General features: G+C 63.1%; 19 protein-coding genes. 7 read left to right on the top strand and 12 right to left on the bottom strand.

Translation table 11 applies throughout. From position 1 onward, the window contains the following. The first annotated feature begins 484 nt into the window (after nucleotides 1–484). Entirely contained in the window at nucleotides 485–703 is a 219-nt protein-coding gene (locus tag ON058_RS04200; RefSeq protein WP_274667759.1) for a hypothetical protein, read from the top strand. 364 nt (nucleotides 704–1,067) lie between these two features. Continuing rightward, nucleotides 1,068–1,979: a pseudouridine synthase gene (locus ON058_RS04195; protein WP_274667758.1), complete on the top strand. Its 912-nt coding sequence runs from the start codon at nucleotides 1,068–1,070 to the stop codon at nucleotides 1,977–1,979. 8 nt (nucleotides 1,980–1,987) lie between these two features. On the opposite strand, the gene ON058_RS04190 is transcribed toward ON058_RS04195, so the two are convergent. Next, the gene (locus tag ON058_RS04190; RefSeq protein WP_274667757.1) at nucleotides 1,988–2,419 is read right to left on the bottom strand and encodes a VOC family protein; all 432 of its coding nucleotides are present in this window, start codon (nucleotides 2,417–2,419) and stop codon (nucleotides 1,988–1,990) included. Nucleotides 2,420–2,564: 145 nt separating this feature from the next. Between ON058_RS04190 and ON058_RS04185 the strand changes: the two genes are divergently transcribed. Then, nucleotides 2,565–3,482 carry a DUF2268 domain-containing protein gene (locus ON058_RS04185; protein ID WP_274667756.1) on the top strand — a complete coding sequence of 306 codons (918 nt, stop codon included), beginning with the start codon at nucleotides 2,565–2,567 and terminating at the stop codon, nucleotides 3,480–3,482. Between the two features lie 27 nt (nucleotides 3,483–3,509). Beyond that, nucleotides 3,510–4,283, top strand: a complete 774-nt coding sequence (locus ON058_RS04180; protein WP_274667755.1) for a MerR family transcriptional regulator — start codon at nucleotides 3,510–3,512, stop codon at nucleotides 4,281–4,283. On the opposite strand, the gene ON058_RS04175 is transcribed toward ON058_RS04180, so the two are convergent. The 3 genes from ON058_RS04175 to ON058_RS04165 all read right to left on the bottom strand — a co-directional run bounded on the left by ON058_RS04175 (nucleotide 4,280) and on the right by ON058_RS04165 (nucleotide 6,099). Beyond that, nucleotides 4,280–4,816, bottom strand: a complete 537-nt coding sequence (locus ON058_RS04175) for a hypothetical protein (RefSeq protein ID WP_274667754.1) — start codon at nucleotides 4,814–4,816, stop codon at nucleotides 4,280–4,282. The two genes, ON058_RS04180 and ON058_RS04175, sit on opposite strands and share 4 nt — an antisense overlap. Before the next feature lie 88 nt (nucleotides 4,817–4,904). Further along, a complete protein-coding gene (locus ON058_RS04170; RefSeq protein WP_274667753.1) occupies nucleotides 4,905–5,261 on the bottom strand; it encodes a zinc ribbon domain-containing protein YjdM in 357 nt (118 codons plus the stop codon). Nucleotides 5,262–5,388: 127 nt separating this feature from the next. Next, nucleotides 5,389–6,099 (bottom strand): alpha/beta fold hydrolase, encoded by a 711-nt coding sequence (locus tag ON058_RS04165; protein WP_274667752.1) that lies wholly within the window; start codon nucleotides 6,097–6,099, stop codon nucleotides 5,389–5,391. 89 nt (nucleotides 6,100–6,188) lie between these two features. Between ON058_RS04165 and ON058_RS04160 the strand changes: the two genes are divergently transcribed. Continuing rightward, entirely contained in the window at nucleotides 6,189–6,896 is a 708-nt protein-coding gene (locus ON058_RS04160) for a YafY family protein (RefSeq protein ID WP_274667751.1), read from the top strand. Between the two features lie 128 nt (nucleotides 6,897–7,024). On the opposite strand, the gene ON058_RS04155 is transcribed toward ON058_RS04160, so the two are convergent. From ON058_RS04155 to ON058_RS04125, 7 genes are all read right to left on the bottom strand, one after another. Next, a complete protein-coding gene (locus ON058_RS04155) occupies nucleotides 7,025–7,450 on the bottom strand; it encodes a type II toxin-antitoxin system VapC family toxin (RefSeq protein ID WP_274667750.1) in 426 nt (141 codons plus the stop codon). Then, nucleotides 7,447–7,680 (bottom strand): Arc family DNA-binding protein, encoded by a 234-nt coding sequence (locus tag ON058_RS04150; RefSeq protein WP_274667749.1) that lies wholly within the window; start codon nucleotides 7,678–7,680, stop codon nucleotides 7,447–7,449. Before ON058_RS04150 ends, ON058_RS04155 begins: the two co-directional genes overlap by 4 nt. A gap of 146 nt (nucleotides 7,681–7,826) precedes the next feature. Next, nucleotides 7,827–8,912 carry a redox-regulated ATPase YchF gene (ychF, locus tag ON058_RS04145; RefSeq protein WP_274667748.1) on the bottom strand — a complete coding sequence of 362 codons (1,086 nt, stop codon included), beginning with the start codon at nucleotides 8,910–8,912 and terminating at the stop codon, nucleotides 7,827–7,829. Nucleotides 8,913–9,066: 154 nt separating this feature from the next. Then, nucleotides 9,067–10,788, bottom strand: a complete 1,722-nt coding sequence (locus ON058_RS04140; protein ID WP_274667747.1) for an ABC transporter ATP-binding protein — start codon at nucleotides 10,786–10,788, stop codon at nucleotides 9,067–9,069. A 2-nt stretch (nucleotides 10,789–10,790) separates the two neighbouring features. Continuing rightward, complete coding sequence (locus ON058_RS04135) at nucleotides 10,791–11,747, bottom strand: ABC transporter permease (protein WP_274667838.1); 957 nt, start codon at nucleotides 11,745–11,747, stop codon at nucleotides 10,791–10,793. Between the two features lie 75 nt (nucleotides 11,748–11,822). Next, entirely contained in the window at nucleotides 11,823–13,340 is a 1,518-nt protein-coding gene (locus ON058_RS04130; RefSeq protein WP_274667746.1) for an ABC transporter permease subunit, read from the bottom strand. Nucleotides 13,341–13,485: 145 nt separating this feature from the next. Then, nucleotides 13,486–15,258: an ABC transporter substrate-binding protein gene (locus ON058_RS04125; RefSeq protein WP_274667745.1), complete on the bottom strand. Its 1,773-nt coding sequence runs from the start codon at nucleotides 15,256–15,258 to the stop codon at nucleotides 13,486–13,488. Between the two features lie 279 nt (nucleotides 15,259–15,537). Here ON058_RS04125 and rmuC point away from each other — a divergent pair, with 279 nt between their 5' ends. After that, complete coding sequence (rmuC, locus tag ON058_RS04120; RefSeq protein WP_274667744.1) at nucleotides 15,538–16,860, top strand: DNA recombination protein RmuC; 1,323 nt, start codon at nucleotides 15,538–15,540, stop codon at nucleotides 16,858–16,860. A gap of 100 nt (nucleotides 16,861–16,960) precedes the next feature. Here rmuC and ON058_RS04115 read toward each other — a convergent pair whose 3' ends face one another. After that, nucleotides 16,961–17,938, bottom strand: a complete 978-nt coding sequence (locus tag ON058_RS04115) for a 4-hydroxy-3-methylbut-2-enyl diphosphate reductase (protein ID WP_274667743.1) — start codon at nucleotides 17,936–17,938, stop codon at nucleotides 16,961–16,963. On the opposite strand from ON058_RS04115, the gene xseA reads away from it, so the two are divergent. Further along, complete coding sequence (xseA, locus tag ON058_RS04110; protein ID WP_274667742.1) at nucleotides 17,937–19,244, top strand: exodeoxyribonuclease VII large subunit; 1,308 nt, start codon at nucleotides 17,937–17,939, stop codon at nucleotides 19,242–19,244. The two genes, ON058_RS04115 and xseA, sit on opposite strands and share 2 nt — an antisense overlap. Nucleotides 19,245–19,246: the final 2 nt, after the last annotated feature.

The following is a 19,246-nucleotide window of genomic DNA, read 5'->3' as shown; positions in this document are numbered from 1 at the left end:
GATCACAGGCGGCCGTCACGAGTACGGAGATCGCAGAGCGTTGTCAGTCATCTCATGCAACCTACCGGCCACACGTGACGTGGAGTGGCTGGTAGCGGGCGAAAACGCCCTTGCGTGGCCACCAATCCTACTTTTGGTCACAGTTCGGCAAAGAGCACTTGCCCGCAGTGGCGGCTCGGCGTAGTGTCGCCGTGTTCCAGTCGTCCGCTGGACGTACTGACGAGGATGAGGAGGTGCATGACCATGATGAAAACATCAATCGCCGTTGCGGCCATTGCCGTGCGCCTGCCCCTCGGTCGTAGCTAACGCTACCGACCCCGGTCCCGCACTCTCTGTGTAGCGAGGGACCAGCCCCGGCCTGAAGGCCCATCAGCGCGACATTGTCGCGTCGCTAGCCCTTGTCAGTGTGCGTCAGCGTTCGTCAAAAATCGTCGGCGCACCCACGCATCGGCCCCTCTTTCGCACCACCCATCAAGGAACACTCATGCACACCATCGATCCCGAATCGATGCTCAAAGTCCATCATGCCGAGCACCGGCAACTCATCACTCCGGTGGGCACCGCTCGCCGGGACTCGCTGCGCCGCACGATTGCTCGTCGCGTGCGGGCCGCCTACATCGTGGCTCTGCGACGTGCGTACGTCCGTGCTCGCGCCGCTCAGGCGAGGGCTGAGGCCCACGCCTCGGGCGCCACGGTGGCGTAATGCCACCCTTGACGCGGCTCCGCCTGGCCCAACCCCAGGCGGGGCTGCGGCCCCCATCCCCCAGTGTCGACAGACAAGGACACCGTCATGGCAAGTAAACGAAGGAAATCTCGCGCTCGAGGCGCAGGCATGGGGAACGAGGCGTTGCATCAGGCGATGCAAGAAAAGCGTCGCTCGAACGCCGCACAACCCCACCTGGACAGCCGCACTCAACGGGCCAGGAGCAGGGCCGATGCGACCCGCAAGGCCATCGCTGACTCGCGGCGGTCCCTGGAGGGACATGGATGTCAGGGCGCATAGTGCGCGCTGAGGTCAATGTCTTTCCAGGGTCCACTCGCCCCGTGCGCGCTATACGATTCCTGTCATGCCGCCCCGCTCTCCCCTGCCCCAACAGCACGGGTTAGATGCGGCGTGGATTCGCACCCCACGCATCGAGTCTGGCACCGCTCCTCCGTGGGAGACGATGCGCGACTTTCTTCTGACGCGGTTGCCCGCCAAAGCTAAGGTTCAGGACCGTCTGGCCGCTGGGGAGTTCGTTGACCAGCACGGGCAGCCGTGGACGGGCGACGAGCCGTACCGGGCGCACACGTATGTGTGGTTTCACCGTCCGCTGGAACCGGAACCTCCGATACCTTTCCCTATCCGCGTGATCGAGCACACGGACCGGTATGTGGTGGTGGACAAGCCTCACTTCATGGCGACGATGCCCCGTGGCGCGCACGTTCAGGAGACCGCCCTAGTCAAGTTGCGTCTGCTTCTGGACCTACCGGAGATTGCGCCCGCGCACCGCCTTGACCGCGCGACGGCGGGGCTCCTGTTGTTCACGACCCGCCGCGAGTTCAGGGGCGCGTATGCAGGGGTGTTCCAGTCACGCCGCGCGGCGAAGACCTATGAGGCACTGGCACCATACGGCCCTGGGCTCGAGTTCCCCCTCACGGTGAGGAACCGGATCGAGAAGGAACGGGGCAGTCTTCAGGCGCGTGTGGTGCCGGGAGAGCCGAATGCCGAAACACGCATTGAACTCGCGCAGCACCGCGGCGGGGTGGCGCTTTACCGCCTCACACCGATCACGGGCAAGACTCACCAACTCCGTGTTCATTTAGCGTCGTTGGGGCTTCCGATCCTGGGGGATGCGTTCTATCCGACCGTGCGAGGGGTTCCTGCGGATGACTTCAGCGAGCCCTTGCAGCTAGTGGCGCGGCAACTGTCGTTCACCGATCCCGTTGACGGGAAACGTCGCGACTTTGAGAGCCGATGCGAACTCCAGTGGCCGTAGCCGGTCACCTACTGCAAGCAGAACTCGTTGCCTTCGGGGTCGCGTAGTTGGTAATACACCTCAGTGGAGTCGCCCCATTGTTGGTCGATGAAGCGCACCACCTCCGCGCCTAGCGCCACAAGCCGGTCCTTCTCCGCATCGAGTTCTTCCCGTGTGGGCCGGTGGCCTGGGGTGGCGTGGATGTCGAGGTGGAGTCGGTTGCGTCCGGTCTTGGTGCGGTCCGCGTGCTGAAAGAAGAACCTGACGCCGGGCTCACCTTCCGGAGGCTCAGCTACGGCACGCTTGTCGAGGTCTTCTGGCGTAAGCCCGGAGGCCAGGAGCTGACTCTTGAGGGGCTCCTCCCAGTCCCGGTGCGGGTAATGAAAGACTCCAGCCCAGAACATCGCGAGGCGCTGTGGGTTGTCCGCATACATGGTGATGTTGCCCAGTTTGGAGGTCATCGGTGACTCCCTTTCGTCCGTGCCCACCTTAGCCACGCGACCCGCTCAAGGCGACGGCGTGGGGCGCGCGCCGCATCGGCCGGTCGAACTTGCGCCACACCCCTACTTGACCTTGACGTTACGTCAAGGCCTAGCGTCCCTCACTATGACCTTTACCGTGATTGACAGCGCATCTGCGATGCGAGCCGCGTTGGCGGCGCCTGATGCTGAACGTGGTGACCTGCTCCGCGACATGTGGGCTCCCCTGGCCAACATGTACAGCTTTGTTCCGGGCGGCGTGGACATGGCGGATGTCCATCGTCAAAGCCTGGGTTTCACGACCGATGCGGGCGCCGATGCCGTGGCGTCGGCACTTGCGGCACTTGCGGTGCTTGAGGAAGCCGATGCGTGGGCGCGGATCAGCGCCGCTCTGGACGCGGGCGCACACGCGCTGCGGGACGCGGCGCCACTGATCACGGTGCCTGACATCACAGTGCTACTGGTGCTGGGCGATCACACCAATGCTCACTTCATGGAAGAGATCCGCGGGCTGTCTGCGTTTGGCGGGATCAGCGGGTTCATCGTCATGACAGTGTGGCCAACGCCTGAGGTTCTGGACCGGTTGGAAGCGATCGCCGTTCATGAACTGCATCACAACGTCCGCTACTCCCCTGGCGGGGTGGTGTGGGACCCAGCCACGGTGACTGTTGGCGAGCAAGTGATCGCCGAGGGTCTTGCGGACGTGTTCGCAACTGAACTGTACGGAGACCGTGGACTCACGCACTTTGTCAGTCCGGCCACACGTGCGGACGATGCGGTGGTCACCACGGTCGCGACCGGGCTAGACATCACGGGCATGCAGCACTTCACCGCATGGATCCACGGAGACGCGAGCGCACGGCTGTTTGGCCCTGAGCCGGTGGGGCTTCCCACAGGTGCCGGGTACGCCGCTGGAGAGCGAATCGTCCGTGACTACTTGGACGCCGTCGGCTCAACTGCAGCGGCGAATGTTGCGGTGGCAACCTCAGAGATCATTGATCATGCACGTGGCCCTCAGGGATTGCTGACGTCTCTGGAAAACTGACTCCACATCGAGTTGCAGGAGGCACGCGTGGAGTGGACTGTCCACGAGCTCGCTGGGCGGGCCGGTATCAGCGGGCGAACCCTGCGCCACTACCACCAGATTGGGCTGCTGGAGCCTGACCGCATCGGCCATCAGGGCTACCGCTACTACGGCCCCACGGCGGTGGCTCGTCTGCAACGCATCTTGCTTCTTCGCGACACTGGGATGACGCTCGCTGATATCGCGGCGGTGGTGGACCGCACGGACACTCCTGACGCGGAAGCCGATGCGATTGCCACACACCTTGACCAGTTGCGTGAAGCGCACCACAGGTTGACGCGGCGCATCGCCGCAGTCGAACACGCTCTTGCGATGCGCCGAGAGGGACGCGAACCTCGCATGGACGTCATGCTCGATGGGTTCAATGACCGCTATGAAGCGGAGGTCGTGGACCGATGGGGGCAAGAGGCCTTCGATGCATCTCACCAGTGGTGGCATCGCAAGTCTGTCGCAGAACAACAGGCGTGGAAGGCCCGCGCTGAGTCTCTCCTTGCACGGTGGCGCGCCATTCATGAGAACGGTCTGGCGGTGGAGTCACGCGAGGCCGCTGCACATGTCCGGACGCATCTGGAATGGTTCAGCGAGATTCCCGGCACGCCCGCGCATGACGGCAATGCCAACACCGCGGTAGCGATGGTGCACGGCATGGCTGATCAGTACGAGCAGGACCCGGACTTTCATGTCGCGTTCGGGACTGCTGAGGCGGCAAGGTTCGCGGCCGGGGCGCTCCGGCTCCACACCACAGAGGAGTTCTGGGATTAGTTTCCCGAAATGTGGTCGTGAGGCACCGTCGTGGCCTTGGGTTTGCGCGGAACAGGGAACACCGCCCGCAGAAACTTCACCCACCAGGAGTACTGCGCGAAGGCCTCAGGCGCATGCCCTAACTCCACCTGCGCCCGGTCGTAGCTGTCCTCGATGAGTGCGTCATGCATCGGCCCAAAGAACAGCGGCCACGATACGCGGGCAAAGCCAGCCGGGGAGATCACCAGCTCATGACGCAACACCACAAAGTTCGGGTCCGCATCCTCTGTGACGGAGAAGGCGTGATATCCGTGAAAGCCGGCCGGCTTGATGAAGCGGAACCGCACGTACCGGCCGGGCTCATACTCATCGACGGCATACCGCACAGGGCCATGCCCGCCCGAGGCCCCCACTCCTAACGGCTTGTCCATCCACAGGCGTGGCCACTGGCCACGGGCCCACAGCCGATCGTCCTTGCTCGACAAGGAGTCGAGGAGTGCTCCAGCCTCGTCGAGGCTGCCGCGGACACGACGCTCATGAACGTTTCTGACCATGACTCGACAATAGATGCGTGAGTCTGAGAACTTCTGGCCGCACCGTGCGTCCAAGTTGCGCTGGGCGTTGCCACCCAGGTCCGGCCCCTTAGGCCTTCTTGACCACCGACGACTTCAACTGCAGGCGCCCGCAGCCCGGCACGGTCGCATCGATGTCATGACCATTGACAGGTTCGGCGAGGAGGCGGATGCCCTTGACCTTGGTGCCGACCTTGAGTGAGGAACCGCCCCCACCGGAGATCTTGAGGTCCTTAACGATCGTGACAGTGTCGCCATCCGCAAGCACGTTGCCGACCGCATCCCGGACTTGCGCATCAGCGGCTGGAGCAGCGTCATTTGCCTCAGCAGACCACTCGTGACCACACATAGGGCACACCAAGAGCGCACCCTGCTCGTAGGTGTAGTTCTCCGCGCATTCGGGGCACGCAGGAAGTGAGTCAGACATGGAACGAGTCCTCCAGCATGTGTCGTAGCCGAACAACCGCTGTTGATCGCACACCAGGGATGCTACTCCTGAACACCACGCTCAGAGACGGACCACGGTCCTTGAGCGCGCATCGGCCGTCTCGTTTTCAGGACGCCTCGATCAGCACCTGAGCAAGATCGCTGGGCCTGCTCCACATCGGCCAGTGACCAGTCGGAAGATCCACCAGCTCGAGGTCGGTCAGTAGCGCGACTTCCGCGAACATCGGGTGACCGGCTCTGGCCAGGTCCATCAACTGTTCACTCGATATCGAGCAGCAGACCAGCGTCGTTGGTACCGAGCGTCGCGCATCGTTGCGCAAGGCCACCGGCTGACGGATCGCTGCCCCTGGTTGCGGGACAGCGCGGTCCCGGAAGGCCTCACGCTGGCCTGCCCGCAGACCTTCGAGGCTCGCGCTGGCTGCGAGTTCCTCGAACGGCGGCAACGGGAGGTCAGCGACTTCAGGCGGAAGGCTCCCCACGGCGCCATCAGCCACGGGCCCACTGTCGACCCACACCACACGGGAGACAAGATCGGGCCGCCGATCGAGCACCATACTGACCGGGGCGTTGGCACCGCTGTGTGCCACCAGCAACACCGGATGCTCTTCTGAGCTCGCTGCCTCGAGAACTGCGTCCACTTGATCATCGAGCGTCCTGGTCGCGCGTTCTGCGTCTTCAGGATCCAAGCCCGGAAGCGTGAGCGGTACAGCTCGCCTCCCTGCCGCTTCAAGCTGCTCCACCACCTCATCCCACGCCCAGGCACCGAGCCAGTAGCCAGCGATCAGGAGGACGGTTGGTGGGTGTTCATCTGTTGTCATGTGGCCATTGTCAGCGGCCGCTTGGACAATGGGATGTCACTATTTATGGCATGAACTTGGGGTGAGGCGATGATCTGCGAGGTGAGGCGATGAAACGCGCAGAGAGACTGCACGCACTGTCGGAGACGCTTCGCCGGCGCGGCTCACGGGGGTGCACAGCAGACTGGCTCGCCACGGAGTTTGACGTCTCCGTCCGCACCATCAAGCGGGACCTCGCGTCACTCTCACGCAGCGGCGTGCCCGTCTGGTCCCGACCAGGACCCCACGGCGGATATGGCCTCGCCGCTGGGACCACACTGCCCCCAGTGACACTCTCGCCCGCCCAGGCGGCGGCGCTACTCGCAGCGGTCTCGACGTCCCGGGACGCACCCTATGCGGACCTCGCCGCTGCGGGCGTAGAGAAGATTCTTGACGTACTTGACCCGGACACTCGGAACAAGGCCGATGCGCTTGCCAGTCGCATCTGGATCGACTCCCCGCCCTCCCCGCAGCGCGCCATCCGGTCAGCGCTTGAGGCAGCGATGACAGACCAGCGCGTGGTACGGATCCGTTACACCTCACGTGACGATGTCGAGACTAGGAGAGACGTCGAGCCCATCCTCTTCGGCTCTGTCGAGGGCCGGTGGTATCTCATCGGCTGGTGCCGACTACGCGACGGCATACGGTGGTTCGCGCTGTCCCGCATCACCCACGCACGCGTCACCCAACTCCCCTGCGGCGATCACGGAATCGACGAGGTGGGCCCACCGCCAGCGACGTCACGATCCGTACAGAGTCAGCGGGAGGAGGGAGCGTGAGACGTTGAAGTGGAGCTCCGCCGAACTCCGATACATACGACCATCTACAGTCAGCGACCACCCAGTCCGTCCGCCCAGATCTGCCTCGGAGAGATCCTGGTGGGCAACAATCTCGACCAATTGAAGCTTCACGCGTCGACTCTCCATGGGTCCACCAGTTCTACGCCGGTGTGCTGGAAGTCCTTCACATTGCGCGTAGCGCAGATTGCGCCGTGCGCCAGGCAAATCGCGGCGATCTGCGCGTCGGCGGTGCTGATCGGCGCTCCTGCGCGGTCTCGAGCCACGAGCACGTCGGCATAGCGGCCGGCCGCCACGTCATCGAACGGCAGCACAGCGCCACTACCCCGGTACGGTGCGAGCGCCACTTCAATGCGCCCAGCCAGCGCTTCTCGGCGCCGACCATCGGGTAGCCGTCGCACACCCGCCAACAGTTCCGCGAGTGCGATGGACGTGATCGCGACGTCACCCTCCAGGGACGCGAGCCAGTCCACCACACGCCGCTCAGGCGAGGGTCGAAAAATCTCCGAGATCACGTTCGTGTCGAGAATGATCACCCGAAGTCCACCGCCCGCGCGACGTCATCGCGCACTGGGATCGGCAGATCTTCGACTCCACCAACAGCCTGTGCGGCAGCCAGTAGAGCGATTCCGATGTGCGGCCTGCGCGCAGCATTGGTCAGGATGGCGCGAACCTCAGCTTCCATAGACCGACCGTGTTCCTTCGCCTGCGCTGCGAGTTGCTGCTTCACAGCGTCATCAAGACCGCGAACGATGATGGATGACATGAGCGACCACCTCCTCTGCTATCAATCATGATAGCAACGTGCGTAGCGCTCTTCCAGGGAGAGGACCTTCCCAATACGACACAGCCCCGGTCCCCTCGTCACGAGGCCACCGGGGCGATGCTCAGATCAACGATCCGCAGAACTGATCACACGTTAAAGCGGAACTCCACCACGTCGCCATCAACCATGACGTAGTCCTTGCCTTCCATGCGGACCTTGCCCGCTGCCTTGGCATCGGCCATGGAGCCGTACTCCATCAGGTCAGCAAAGGACACGACTTCTGCCTTGATGAAGCCCTTCTCAAAGTCCGTGTGGATCACCCCGGCGGCCTGCGGTGCAGTCCAGCCCTTGCGGATGGTCCAGGCACGCGCTTCCTTGGGGCCAGCGGTGAGGTACGTCTGCAAGCCGAGGGTGTCGAAGCCCACGTGCGCGAGCTGGTCCAGGCCGGACTCTGTCTGACCGGTGGACTCGAGCATTTCGCGTGCTTCGGCTTCGTCCAACTCGATGAGCTCGGACTCAAACTTTGCGTCCAGGAAGATCGCCTTGGCGGGCGCCACTAGCGCGGCCAGTTCGGCCTTCTTGTCCTCGTCCATGAGGCCGGCGTCGTCCGTGTTGAAGACGTAGATGAACGGCTTGGTAGTGAGGAGGTTGAACTCACGCAGCTCTGCGGTGTCGATGCCAGCGGCGGCAGCGCCGGCAAAGAGTGTCTGCCCGGCTTCCAAGACTTCCTTGGCTGCGGTCACGGCAGCCAACTGCTCGGGCGAGCCGCGCTTGATCTTGACTTCCTTCTCCAGACGCGGCAGCACCTTGTCGATGGTCTGCAGGTCCGCAAGAATCAACTCAGTGGAGATCGTCTCCAGGTCGCCGGCCTCGTCGGTGGAGCCGTCCACACGCGTCACATCCGAGTCCGCAAACGCACGGGTCACTTGGCAAATCGCATCGGCCTCACGAATGTTCGCCAGGAACGCGTTGCCCAGGCCCTCACCCTCGGAGGCGCCCTTCACAATGCCCGCGATGTCCACGAACGACACGGTCGCGGGAAGTTCCTTCTCCGAAGAGAAAATCTTGGCAAGCTCGCCCAGCCGCGGATCAGGCAGCGGGACCACGCCAACATTGGGCTCAATCGTCGCGAACGGGTAGTTCGCAGCGAGAACCTCTGCGCGAGTCAGAGCATTGAACAGGGTGGACTTGCCAACGTTGGGCAGGCCGACGATTCCGATAGTGAGTGCCACGGGCCACAAGTCTAGTTCGTATGGACGATGCGTGTGTGCAGTGTGCGTGGCGGCGGCGCCTCTCCCCTACTCACCACACCCCAATGTCCCCCACAACGCACACGGGCCGACGCGCGAACTGAATCGCGCATCGGCCCGTGGAAACGTTGAGACGCTACTTGTCGGCGTCGAGGTGGAGACCGTGCTCCTTCTCGCCTACCTCTTCCAGGAAGCGGTGACGCTCTTCACGACGCTCACGCTGCTCGTCAGGGTGAGGCACCGGCGCTGCCATCAGCAGACGCTTGGTGTACTCCTCCTGCGGGCTCTGCAGCACCTGCTGGCGATCGCCCTGCTCCACCACACGGCCGTCCTTCAGGACCACCACGCGGTCGGCAAGCATGTCGATCACTGCCAAGTCGTGACTCACAAAGAGGCAACCGAAGTTGTACTCCTCCTGCAAGGCGGTGAACATCTCCAGCACCGAGGCCTGCACCGACACATCCAGCGCGGACGTCGGCTCGTCAGCCACCAACAGCTCCGGGTCCAGCGTCAAAGCACGTGCAATCGACACACGCTGGCGCTGACCACCGGACAGTTCGTGGGGGTAGCGGTTCGCAACCGAACGCGGCAACTCCACCGCGTCCAACAGTTCCGCAACCTTCTGACGGCGCGAAGCTTTGTCACCCACCTTGTGGACGTCCATGGGCTCAGCGATGCAGTCACCCACCGGAAGGCGCGGGTTCAGCGAGCTGGCGGGATCCTGGAACACCACACCAATGCGCTTACGGAGCGCCTTGAGGGGGGCCCGCTTCATCTTGGTGATGTCATCACCCAGAATCGCGACCTCACCCGATGCGGCAGGGATCAGACCCAACGCCGTACGAGCGATCGTGGACTTTCCGGAACCGGACTCGCCCACCAGGCCCACGATTTCACCGCGGGACACACTCAGCGACACTCCATCAACGGCACGGAACGGCGTCCGGCCCTGACGGTGGAACTCCACCACCAAGTCGGTCACCTCAAGCGCCTTGGGGCCTTCGGTCTGGACCACGGGCGGAGTTTCGCCGCGTGAGCCCAAACGCGGAACCGCGTCGAGCAGCCGCTTGGTGTAGTCGTGGCGGGGAGCCGTCAGCACCTCGTGCACGGTGCCAGACTCCACAAGGTCACCCTTGTACATCACGGCCACGCGGTCAGCCATATCCGCCACCACACCCATGGAGTGCGTGATGAGCAGGATGCCGGTGTTCAGTTCATCCTTGAGCGAGCGCAGCAGGTCCAGAATCTCGGCCTGCACCGTCACGTCAAGAGCGGTCGTGGGCTCGTCCGCGATGATGACGGTCGGGTCACACGACAGCGCCATCGCAATCACGATGCGCTGGCGCTGACCACCCGAAAACTCGTGCGGGTACTGGTAGAGACGACGCTCCGGGTCAGGGATGCCCACCATGGCGAGCAGCTCGATGGCCTTCGCGTCGGCTTCCTTTCCGTACGCCTTGCCGTGGAGTTCAAGAGCTTCCACCATCTGCGTACGGATCGTCAGCACGGGGTTCAGGGCGGTCATCGGCTCCTGGAACACCATTGCGACGTCGTCACCACGCATCTTGCGCAGGTCCTTGCCAGACATCGTGTCGACGCTCTTGCCAGCCACGTTGATCTTGCCGTTCACCGTCGCATTGCGAGGCAGCAATCCCAACGCGGAAGTCGAAGTCACGGACTTACCCGAACCCGACTCACCGACTAGCGCCAAAACCTCACCAGGGGCGACCTCAAGTGAGATGCCCTTCACCGCGTGGACCTTGCCGAACTCGGTGTTGAACTTCACATCGAGATCGGTGAAGGACAGAACCGGAGCACCCTCGATGGGCTGTTCCGTGGTGTTGTCAGTCGTCGTCATGATCAACCGTCCTTACCCTGGCGGGGGTCAAACGCATCGCGCAGACCGTCACCAATGAAGTTCACGCTGAGCGCGATCGCAAGAATGAACAGACCTGGGAACCAGAACAGCCACGGACGTGACGTAAACGCCGTCTGGTACTGGTCAATCAGCGAACCGAGCGAAATGTCCGGCGGCTGCACACCAAAGCCCAGGTAGCTCAGCGAGGTCTCCAGCAGGATGGCCGATGCGATGGCGAACGTGGTCGCCACAATGATCACGCCGATGGTGTTGGGAAGGATGTGGCGGAAGATGATCCGCCAGTGACCCGTACCAATGGCCTGCGCGGCCGAGACGAACTCACGTTCACGCAGCGACAGCACCTCACCGCGCACGAGGCGCGCCAGGCCAGTCCACGTCACACCCGCAAGCACGAGCGCAAGGGCGAAGATGCCCGACTGTCCAGCGATACGTCCCAGCACGGCGGCAAACACGAGCAGCGGGATGATGATGAACAGGTCCGTCACACGCATCAGCAGGCTTTCGGCCCAACCGCGGAAGTATCCCGCGATGGCGCCAACGATGGTGCCGATGATGGTGGAGACGATGCCAACCACGAACGCGATGACGAGCGAGATCTGCGTGCCGCGCATCACCAGCGCAAAGTAGTCACGTCCCGTGGTGTCCTGCCCAAAGGGGTGCTCGCCCAGGTGGAACCAACCCAGCGTGGGCTTGCCACCGTTGACGATCGAACCGGTGGTGGTGAAGTCCTTGTCCCACCAGCCCGGGATGCTCCCGATGCCGATCGACGTGAAAGCCAGCAGCGTGATGAACAGCAGGACTGCGAGGCCTGCGAGTGCACCCTTGTGCCGGAAGAAGCGGCGGCGGACGAGCTGTCCTTGACTGTAGGACTTGTCGGCGAACTTAGGGTCGTCGATCTCGGTGCCGGCGTGCGGCAGTGGCTCCGGTGAGCCCTGCATGGCGGCGTCGCGACGTTCGTCACTCATGAGCCACTCCGTTCGTGCGCATCAGTAGTAATGGCGAAAAACATGTCATTACCTCCTGATCCGCGGGTCGAGGGACGCGTATGCGAGGTCAGCAACCAAGTTCATGATCACCGCTGCGGTTCCGGTCACGAGGAAGAACGCCATCACCGGGTTGGGGTCCACCTGCGTCAGTCCGGTCTTGAACATGGCGCCCATGCCCTTCCAGCCGAACACGTTCTCCGTGATAACCGCACCACCGATCAGCGCTGCGAAGTCGAGCGCAACGATGGTGGTGATGGGGATCATGGCGTTGCGGAACGCGTGCTTCGTAATCACAGTGCGCTCCGACAGACCCTTGGAACGTGCAGTACGCACGTAGTCCTGGTTCATGGTCTCCAACATCGACGAACGCGTGTAACGCGAGTACGTCGCCACGGAGATCAGCGTCAACAGGATGCTGGGGAGTAGCAACTGTGCGCCCCAGTCCAGGGTGGTCTCCCAGAAGTCCCCCGGGAAGTTGGGTGTGGAGGCACCGATGGTGGAGATGGGGCGCGGCTTCAGCTGCAGGAAGCTGCCCCAGGCGTAAACCAGACGGTCCGCGAATGTCAGGAACGCCATGAATGCGGCGGTCACAGCGGACAATCCCATGGCCTGTCCGCGTGAGTAGCCACCCATGAAGTACCCCACCACGAGGCCTACGACGATCGCGGAAGCGAACAGCCCCAGGAGGAGCCACCAGTTGGGCTCGTCAAGCGCTCCGCCAAGAACGAAGTACAGCACCGAACCGATGCCAACGGTGGTGAGCGTCGAGTACAGGACGCGCTTGTTGCCCAATCCCGCGACGAGCGCCGTGATACCGACCGCGAAAGCCAGGGCAACCAGGATCACGAGGACCGGACCCAGTGCGGGGCTACGCCACCAGCCAACTGAGGTGAAGTACAGGAGGGCGGAGATCGTGAACACTGCGGTCACGCCACCGGTGAGAAGGCGGCGCTTCATACGGCCACCCATCACACCTTGCAGGACGAAGCCGAGGGCTATACCTATCAGCACCGCTTGAAGCACAGAGACATGTGGATCGGCTATCCAGTCGTTGTAGCGGATAGCGCCGTACTCCTTGAGGAGCACCGCTGCCCAGAACACTGGGAGCGAGAAGAACAGGAACGTCAGGAACGTCACGACATAGTCGAAGCCGGAGTACTGACGGATCGCGGTGAGAATACCGACGATGATTCCGATGATGATGGCGGCGATGGTCGCAATAGTCACCAGGCGGAGCGTGGCGCTCGCAGACTGCTGGAGAAGCGACAGCACATCGCTGCCAGAACGGTCGGTACCGAGATCACAACGACCGACAAAGCAGCCACCAACGCCGGTGAGCCACTGCCAGTACCTCTGGTACCAGGGCAAATCGAGCCCCATGTTGTCGATGCGAGCCGCGATGAGTGTGTCGCGGTTATTCGCCGTCGATTCACGAAGATCTTCGAGCGGGTCGCCCGAGTTGATCGTCAGGACGTACATCAGGAAAGAACCGACGAAAAGAACCCCGAAGGAGATCGCCAGCCGCCTGAGGATGTAACGCGTCATAAAGAGACTTCCTCTTGGACAGTGAGGTGACAGTTTCTCACGCCGCGCCCCTACAACGCATCGTCACTGCCGCCACACACGTGACCGGTGGGGCGGGGCCGCGAAGCCCCACCCCACCGGAGAGTGCTGTACTAGGTGGGCTATCCTAGCGGACCCACTTCTCAGCGTTCCACACGATGGCCGACTGCGAAGCGGTCGGTGCCACGTTCTGGATCGTGGAGTCCCAAGCGGCAACACCCGGGTGTGCGAACAGCGGGATACCGAACAGCGAGTCCCACAGTTCCTTCTCGATGATGATGGTCTGCTCCTGCTGAGCCTCGGTGTCGAGGGTTGCAGTCAGCGTGTCCCAAGCTGCGTCAACGGTGTCGTTGGCGTAGGCGGTGTAGTTCTGAGCGCCGTCCGATGCGTAGATGTTCTGGCCGGAAGCGATCTGGCCGGAACCGGACCACGCGTACATGGCGACGTCGAAGTTACCCGAGGGCAGGTCAGCGGAGAAGAACTCCGAGGAACCGCTGTCGACGATTTCGAAGCCGGCCTGGTCGCACGAGTCCTTGATGAGGGCGGCGACGTCGGTACGACGGGGGTTCGGGGTGTTGTAGCCGATGCGGACCTGGACGGGCGTGTCAACGCCAGCCTCTTCGATCTTGGCAGCTGCAGCCTCGATGTCAACGGTGTCGTAACGGCCGTCGTACGCAGCGGACACGATGGTGTCGTAGTCAGCCTCGAAGGGGAAGACCTCACGGGCGTTCATGATCTGTGCCTCGGGGTTGACCGGGGCGATCAGGTTGTCAACGATGAGCTGGCGAGGCACGCACAGAGCGAATGCTTCACGGAGCTCAAGGCTGTCTGCGAGCGAGCCGCCTTCACCGAAGTTGAAGTCGAGGTGCTCCCAGATGAGGGTGTCGAACGTGCCCACGGTCACAGCGTCACCAATAGCGGCGAGCTGGTCGAGGGTGTCGATGGTGGCCTGAGGCTCGATGACGTTGAGGTCACCGTTCTGCAGTGCCTGCACGTGGGTGTCAGCCGAGGCGAAACGGAACACGAGGTTCGCGGTTGCCGGCGGGGTGCCCCAGTAGTTCTCGTTGGGAACGAGGGTCAGCGACTGACCGGCTTCCCACGAGCCGTAGGTGTAAGGACCGGACGACAGCGCGATGGCGGGGTCGGGCAGTTCGCCAGCGGAGGGCGACAACCAACCGGTGTTCCAGAACTCAGCGACGGGGCGCAGTGCCTCGACGTCGCCACCCTGGATCGCGGTGACGAGGTCTTCCAGCGAAACGCCGGCCTGCTCCGCAGCGATGTGTGCAGGGAAGTCGACCACGGTGGTCAGCATGTAGTCAGGGAACGGGTTCTCGTACTCGACGGTGAACGACTTGCCGCCTGCTTCACCCTGAGGGCCTTCAAGCACGCGCTCGCCGTAGTCAAGACCGCCAACGTGGTCGAACAGCGCGACGGGGTTGCCGTCTGCGTCTTCACCGTCCGTGAACTTCTGCGCAGCCCAGGTCAGCAGCACGTCTTCGTACTTGATGGGCTCGCCGTCGGACCAGACTGCGTCCTCGTTGATGGTGTACTCGACGACCATCGGGTCTTCCGAGATGAGTTCGACGTTACCGAACTCCTCGTTGATCTGGATGGCGGAGTTCTCGTCAAAGTAGACGAAGGTCTGGCGCACACGCTCGTTGATCACCGAGTTGTACGTCGAGTAAGTCGCGGGGGTCAGGTCGTTGTAACCGTCCCACTCGTCCTCACCGACCGACACGAAAACTGTGTCGTCCTTGGTGCCGCTAGCGGTCGCGGTTGCATCTGCCGTGGGGCTGGTCGAGTTCTCGTCCTCGGTGCCAGCATCCGACGTGCACGCTGCCAGAGCGATGGTTGCGGCCGCGAACAGCGCCACTCCCTTGCTCATCGTGCCGATCTTCATACTGTTTCCTCTCGCATCACGCGCCCGGCGGTGCTTCCGGGGTGGGGACGGCACCGTCGAGCGCGAAGGGCAAGCGGGGAGTTTCCCCGCTCGTGCGAAACAGAGTAAAGATCGCTTTGTGTCTCAGGTGTTTCGAGAAGGACGATTGAGGCGGATTGTTCCTGAACTGTGACATAACTGAGACCTTTTGTTCCATGCTGTGACATTTTTCACGCCAGATGCCCACTCAAGGCCGCTCTACCCCGGACCTATGTCACAGCCACATGGCAAGGTGTCGCCATGGTCGAACTAGCACTCGTGATCGTTGGCATACTCGTGGGTTTGGTCGTGGGCTACTTGCTTGCTCAGCGACGGTCCGCGGGAACTCATGCAGAGTTGCTGGCCGCGCGTCAGCGCATCGAGATGCTGGGACAGCATCAGGTCCAGCAAGAGCGCGCGTTCGAGCAGCGCGAGCAGCACCTCATCGCGCAGCACGAGCGATACGTCGATCAGGTGCGCTCCGATCACGACACCATGCGCCGCGAGTTTGAGGCGTTGTCGGCCAAGACCCTGCGCGCCTCCCAGGAGTCACTGCTCGAAGTAGCGCACGAACGACTGAGTCGGGAACGTGAGCTGAACGAGGCCGAACTCGCCAAGCGTGAAGCCGCCGTTCGGCAGATGGTGGAACCGCTCACCAAGTCCCTGGCGGAGGTACAACGACAGACCGCCGATGCCGACAAAGCCAGAGCGTCGACGCAGGCACAGTTGTCTGAACAGGTCCGCGCAATGCTCGAGGCTTCCCACAAGTTGGATCAACGCACCAGCGACTTCGTCAATATGTTGCGCAGGTCCGATGTCCGCGGAAACTGGGGCGAGGTCCAACTCCGTCGCGTCGTGGAACTTGCGGGGATGCTCCCCCACGTGGACTTCCTCGAGCAGGAAGTGGTGCGAACCGCGGACGGCGCCCTGCTGCGGCCGGACATGACGGTCAAGCTCGCCGGCGGTCGCACCATCGTGGTCGACTCCAAGGTGGCGCTGTCGGCCCTGCTTGAGGCCTTCGAGACGGACGACGAACAGGTCAGGGCGGAACGCCTCGCCGCCCACGCGCGCCACGTCAAGAAACACGTGGACGATCTTGCAGGCAAGCGCTACTGGGATCAGTTCGAGTCGGCACCCGAGTTTGTGGTGATGTTCGTGCCCTCGGAGGCCTTCTATCAGGCAGCGCTCGAGCAGGATCCCCAGCTTCAGGAGTATGCGTACAGCCGCCGCGTGTTCATCGCGAGCCCCACCACGTTGGTGGCGATGCTGCGTACCGTGGCCCATGCGTGGAAAGAGGATGCACTCGCCAAGAACGCACAAGAGGTGCTCGCCGCCGGCAAGCTCCTGCACGAGCGCCTTGGTGTCATGGGCGAACACCTGGCCTCGGTGGGACGCGCGCTCGACAACGCGAGCAAGGCCTACAACAAGACGGTGGCGTCGCTGGAGTCACGCGTGCTGGTCACGGCGCGCAAGTTCGGCGACATGCAACAGATCGAGACGGAACTCCCCGCACCGGCACAAGCCACCACGGACGTTCGCGCGTTGGCCGCACCAGAACTACTCCTGGAAGACAACCCTTCCTAACCCCCACCCCACACTCAAATGGCTCCATTTGGTTGTTTTAGCTCACCAAAACAACCAAATGGAGCCATCTGAGGGAGGTTGAAGGGACGGTGGAGGGCAGTTAGGCCTTCATCGCCTTTTCGGCAGCCTTGAGGTCCGCACGGATCTCCCGCGGCAGCGAGAACATCAAGTCCTCGGTCGCCGTCTGGACTTCCTGGACAGTCGAGTAGCCCATCGAGTCGAGCTTCTCCAGCAGGTCGCGCACCAGAATCTCCGGAACCGATGCGCCCGACGTCACACCCACCGTCGTGACGCCGTCCAGCCACGACTCGTCGAGTTCAGAAGCACGGTCAATGCGGTAGGAGGTGTCAGCACCCGCCTGAAGCGCAACCTCGACTAGACGCACCGAGTTGGACGAGTTCGCGGAACCCACCACAATCACGAGTTCACACTCGGGGGCAAGCTTCTTCACAGCCACCTGACGGTTCTGAGTCGCGTAGCAAATGTCGTCGCTGGGTGGGTTCTGAAGGTTCGGGAAGCGAGCACGCAAACGCGCCACCGTCTCCATCGTCTCGTCGACAGACAGCGTGGTCTGTGACAACCACACCACGTTGTCCGGGTCCGGCACCTCAACATGGTCCGCCTCTTCAGGCGAGTTCACCACGATCGTGTGTTCGGGAGCTTCGCCCGCCGTTCCCTCAACTTCCTCGTGGCCTTCGTGACCGATCAACAGAATCGTCTGCTCCGCCTTCGCGAACCGCACTGCTTCTTTGTGCACCTTCGTCACCAAAGGACAGGTGGCGTCAATGCTCAGGAGGTTGCGGGCATCGGCGCTCTCACGCACTGCCGGCGAGACCCCGTGCGCAGAGAACACCACGCGGGCACCCTCAGGCACCTCATCGGTTTCGTTGACGAAGATCGCTCCGCGTTCAGACAAGGTCTCGACCACGTACTTGTTGTGCACGATTTCCTTGCGCACATAAATAGGTGCGCCGTGGAGTTCGAGCGCCTTCTCGACGGCGATCACGGCACGGTCAACGCCGGCGCAGTAGCCGCGGGGGGCAGCGAGCAGGACGCGCTTAGAGGAGGTGTCGGGCATGCGAACCATCCTACGTGGCAGGCTAGAGCCCGTGAACGACCCCGCCTCCCCCACCCCTCACGCGAGCGTGAGCGTGCCAGCAACAGCCGGGGACACCAGCGCGGACCGGCCCTGGCCGGTGCGGCATCTCAGCCCCAAGATTCGCGACTTCATTGCGCGTATGCCCGATGTGTGGGTTGAGGGACAGGTACTCAACGCCAAGCGCTGGAAGCACATGGTGTTCCTCACCTTGCGCGACACCGACGAGAACATGTCTCTCAAGGTCACCTTGCCCGCATCAGAGGTCGATGCGCTGGGCGTTCCTTTCGAGGACGGCGCGCGTGTGGTGGTTCATGCGAAGGCCAGCTGGTGGATGAAGAACGGCGACCTGCAGTTCGCGGGCGACACGGTGCGTGCCGTGGGGCTCGGTGACCTTCTGGCCAGAATCGAACGGCTCAAGGAAGCCTTGGCCGCCGAAGGGCTCTTTGATGTGTCCCGCAAGCAAGAGCTTCCGCTTGTTCCGCGGACAGTGGGCCTGGTGTGCGCCAACCAAGGCGACGCCGAGCATGACGTCATCGAGAACGCACAGCGCCGGTGGCCTGCGGTGCGTTTCGAGATACGCCGGGTCACCGTGCAAGGTGCGCGCTGCGTTCCCGAGACCACAGCCGCCATCCGCGAACTCGATGCGCACCCCGACGTTGACGTGATCGTCGTGGCGCGTGGCGGCGGTTCCTTCGAGGATTTGCTGCCGTTCAGTGACGAGGCTCTGGTCCGCGTTGCTGCCGCCTGTGAGACTCCGCTCGTCAGCGCCATCGGCCACGAGAAAGACAGTCCACTCCTTGACCTCGTAGCGGACTACCGTGCGAGCACCCCTACGGACGCCGGCAAACGCATCGTCCCGGACGCCGATGCTGAGCGTGCATGGATAGCGGAACTTCAGGCCGACGCGCGCACCGCCGTGCAAGCCCGCGTCAACCGCGAGCGCGACGGACTCACACAGTTCCTGTCACGCCCGGTGCTGTTGCACCCACACCGAATGCTTGACCCGTACACCGACCATCTTGCACGGCTACGTGCGGCATCGGGCGCCGCGCTCCGGGGCATCGTGACCCACGCCCACGCGGCCACCCGTGAACTCGCGGCAAGCCTGCGTGCGCTCAGCCCCCAAGGAACCCTGGACAGGGGCTACGCGATCGCCCGCGATAGTGAAGGCGCGGTGCTGACCGACGCATCGGTCCTGACCCGTGGCGCTACGGTGCACCTGCGCTTGGGTCGCGGGCAGGTGGACACGGAAGTCACCGAGGTGTACTCCGCTGACAAGGAGTAAGT

Origin of the sequence: Demequina sp. B12 (genome assembly GCF_028823635.1) — a bacterium.
Taxonomy (GTDB): Bacteria; Actinomycetota; Actinomycetes; order Actinomycetales; family Demequinaceae; genus Demequina.
This window is presented reverse-complemented; position numbering and strand designations above follow the sequence as displayed.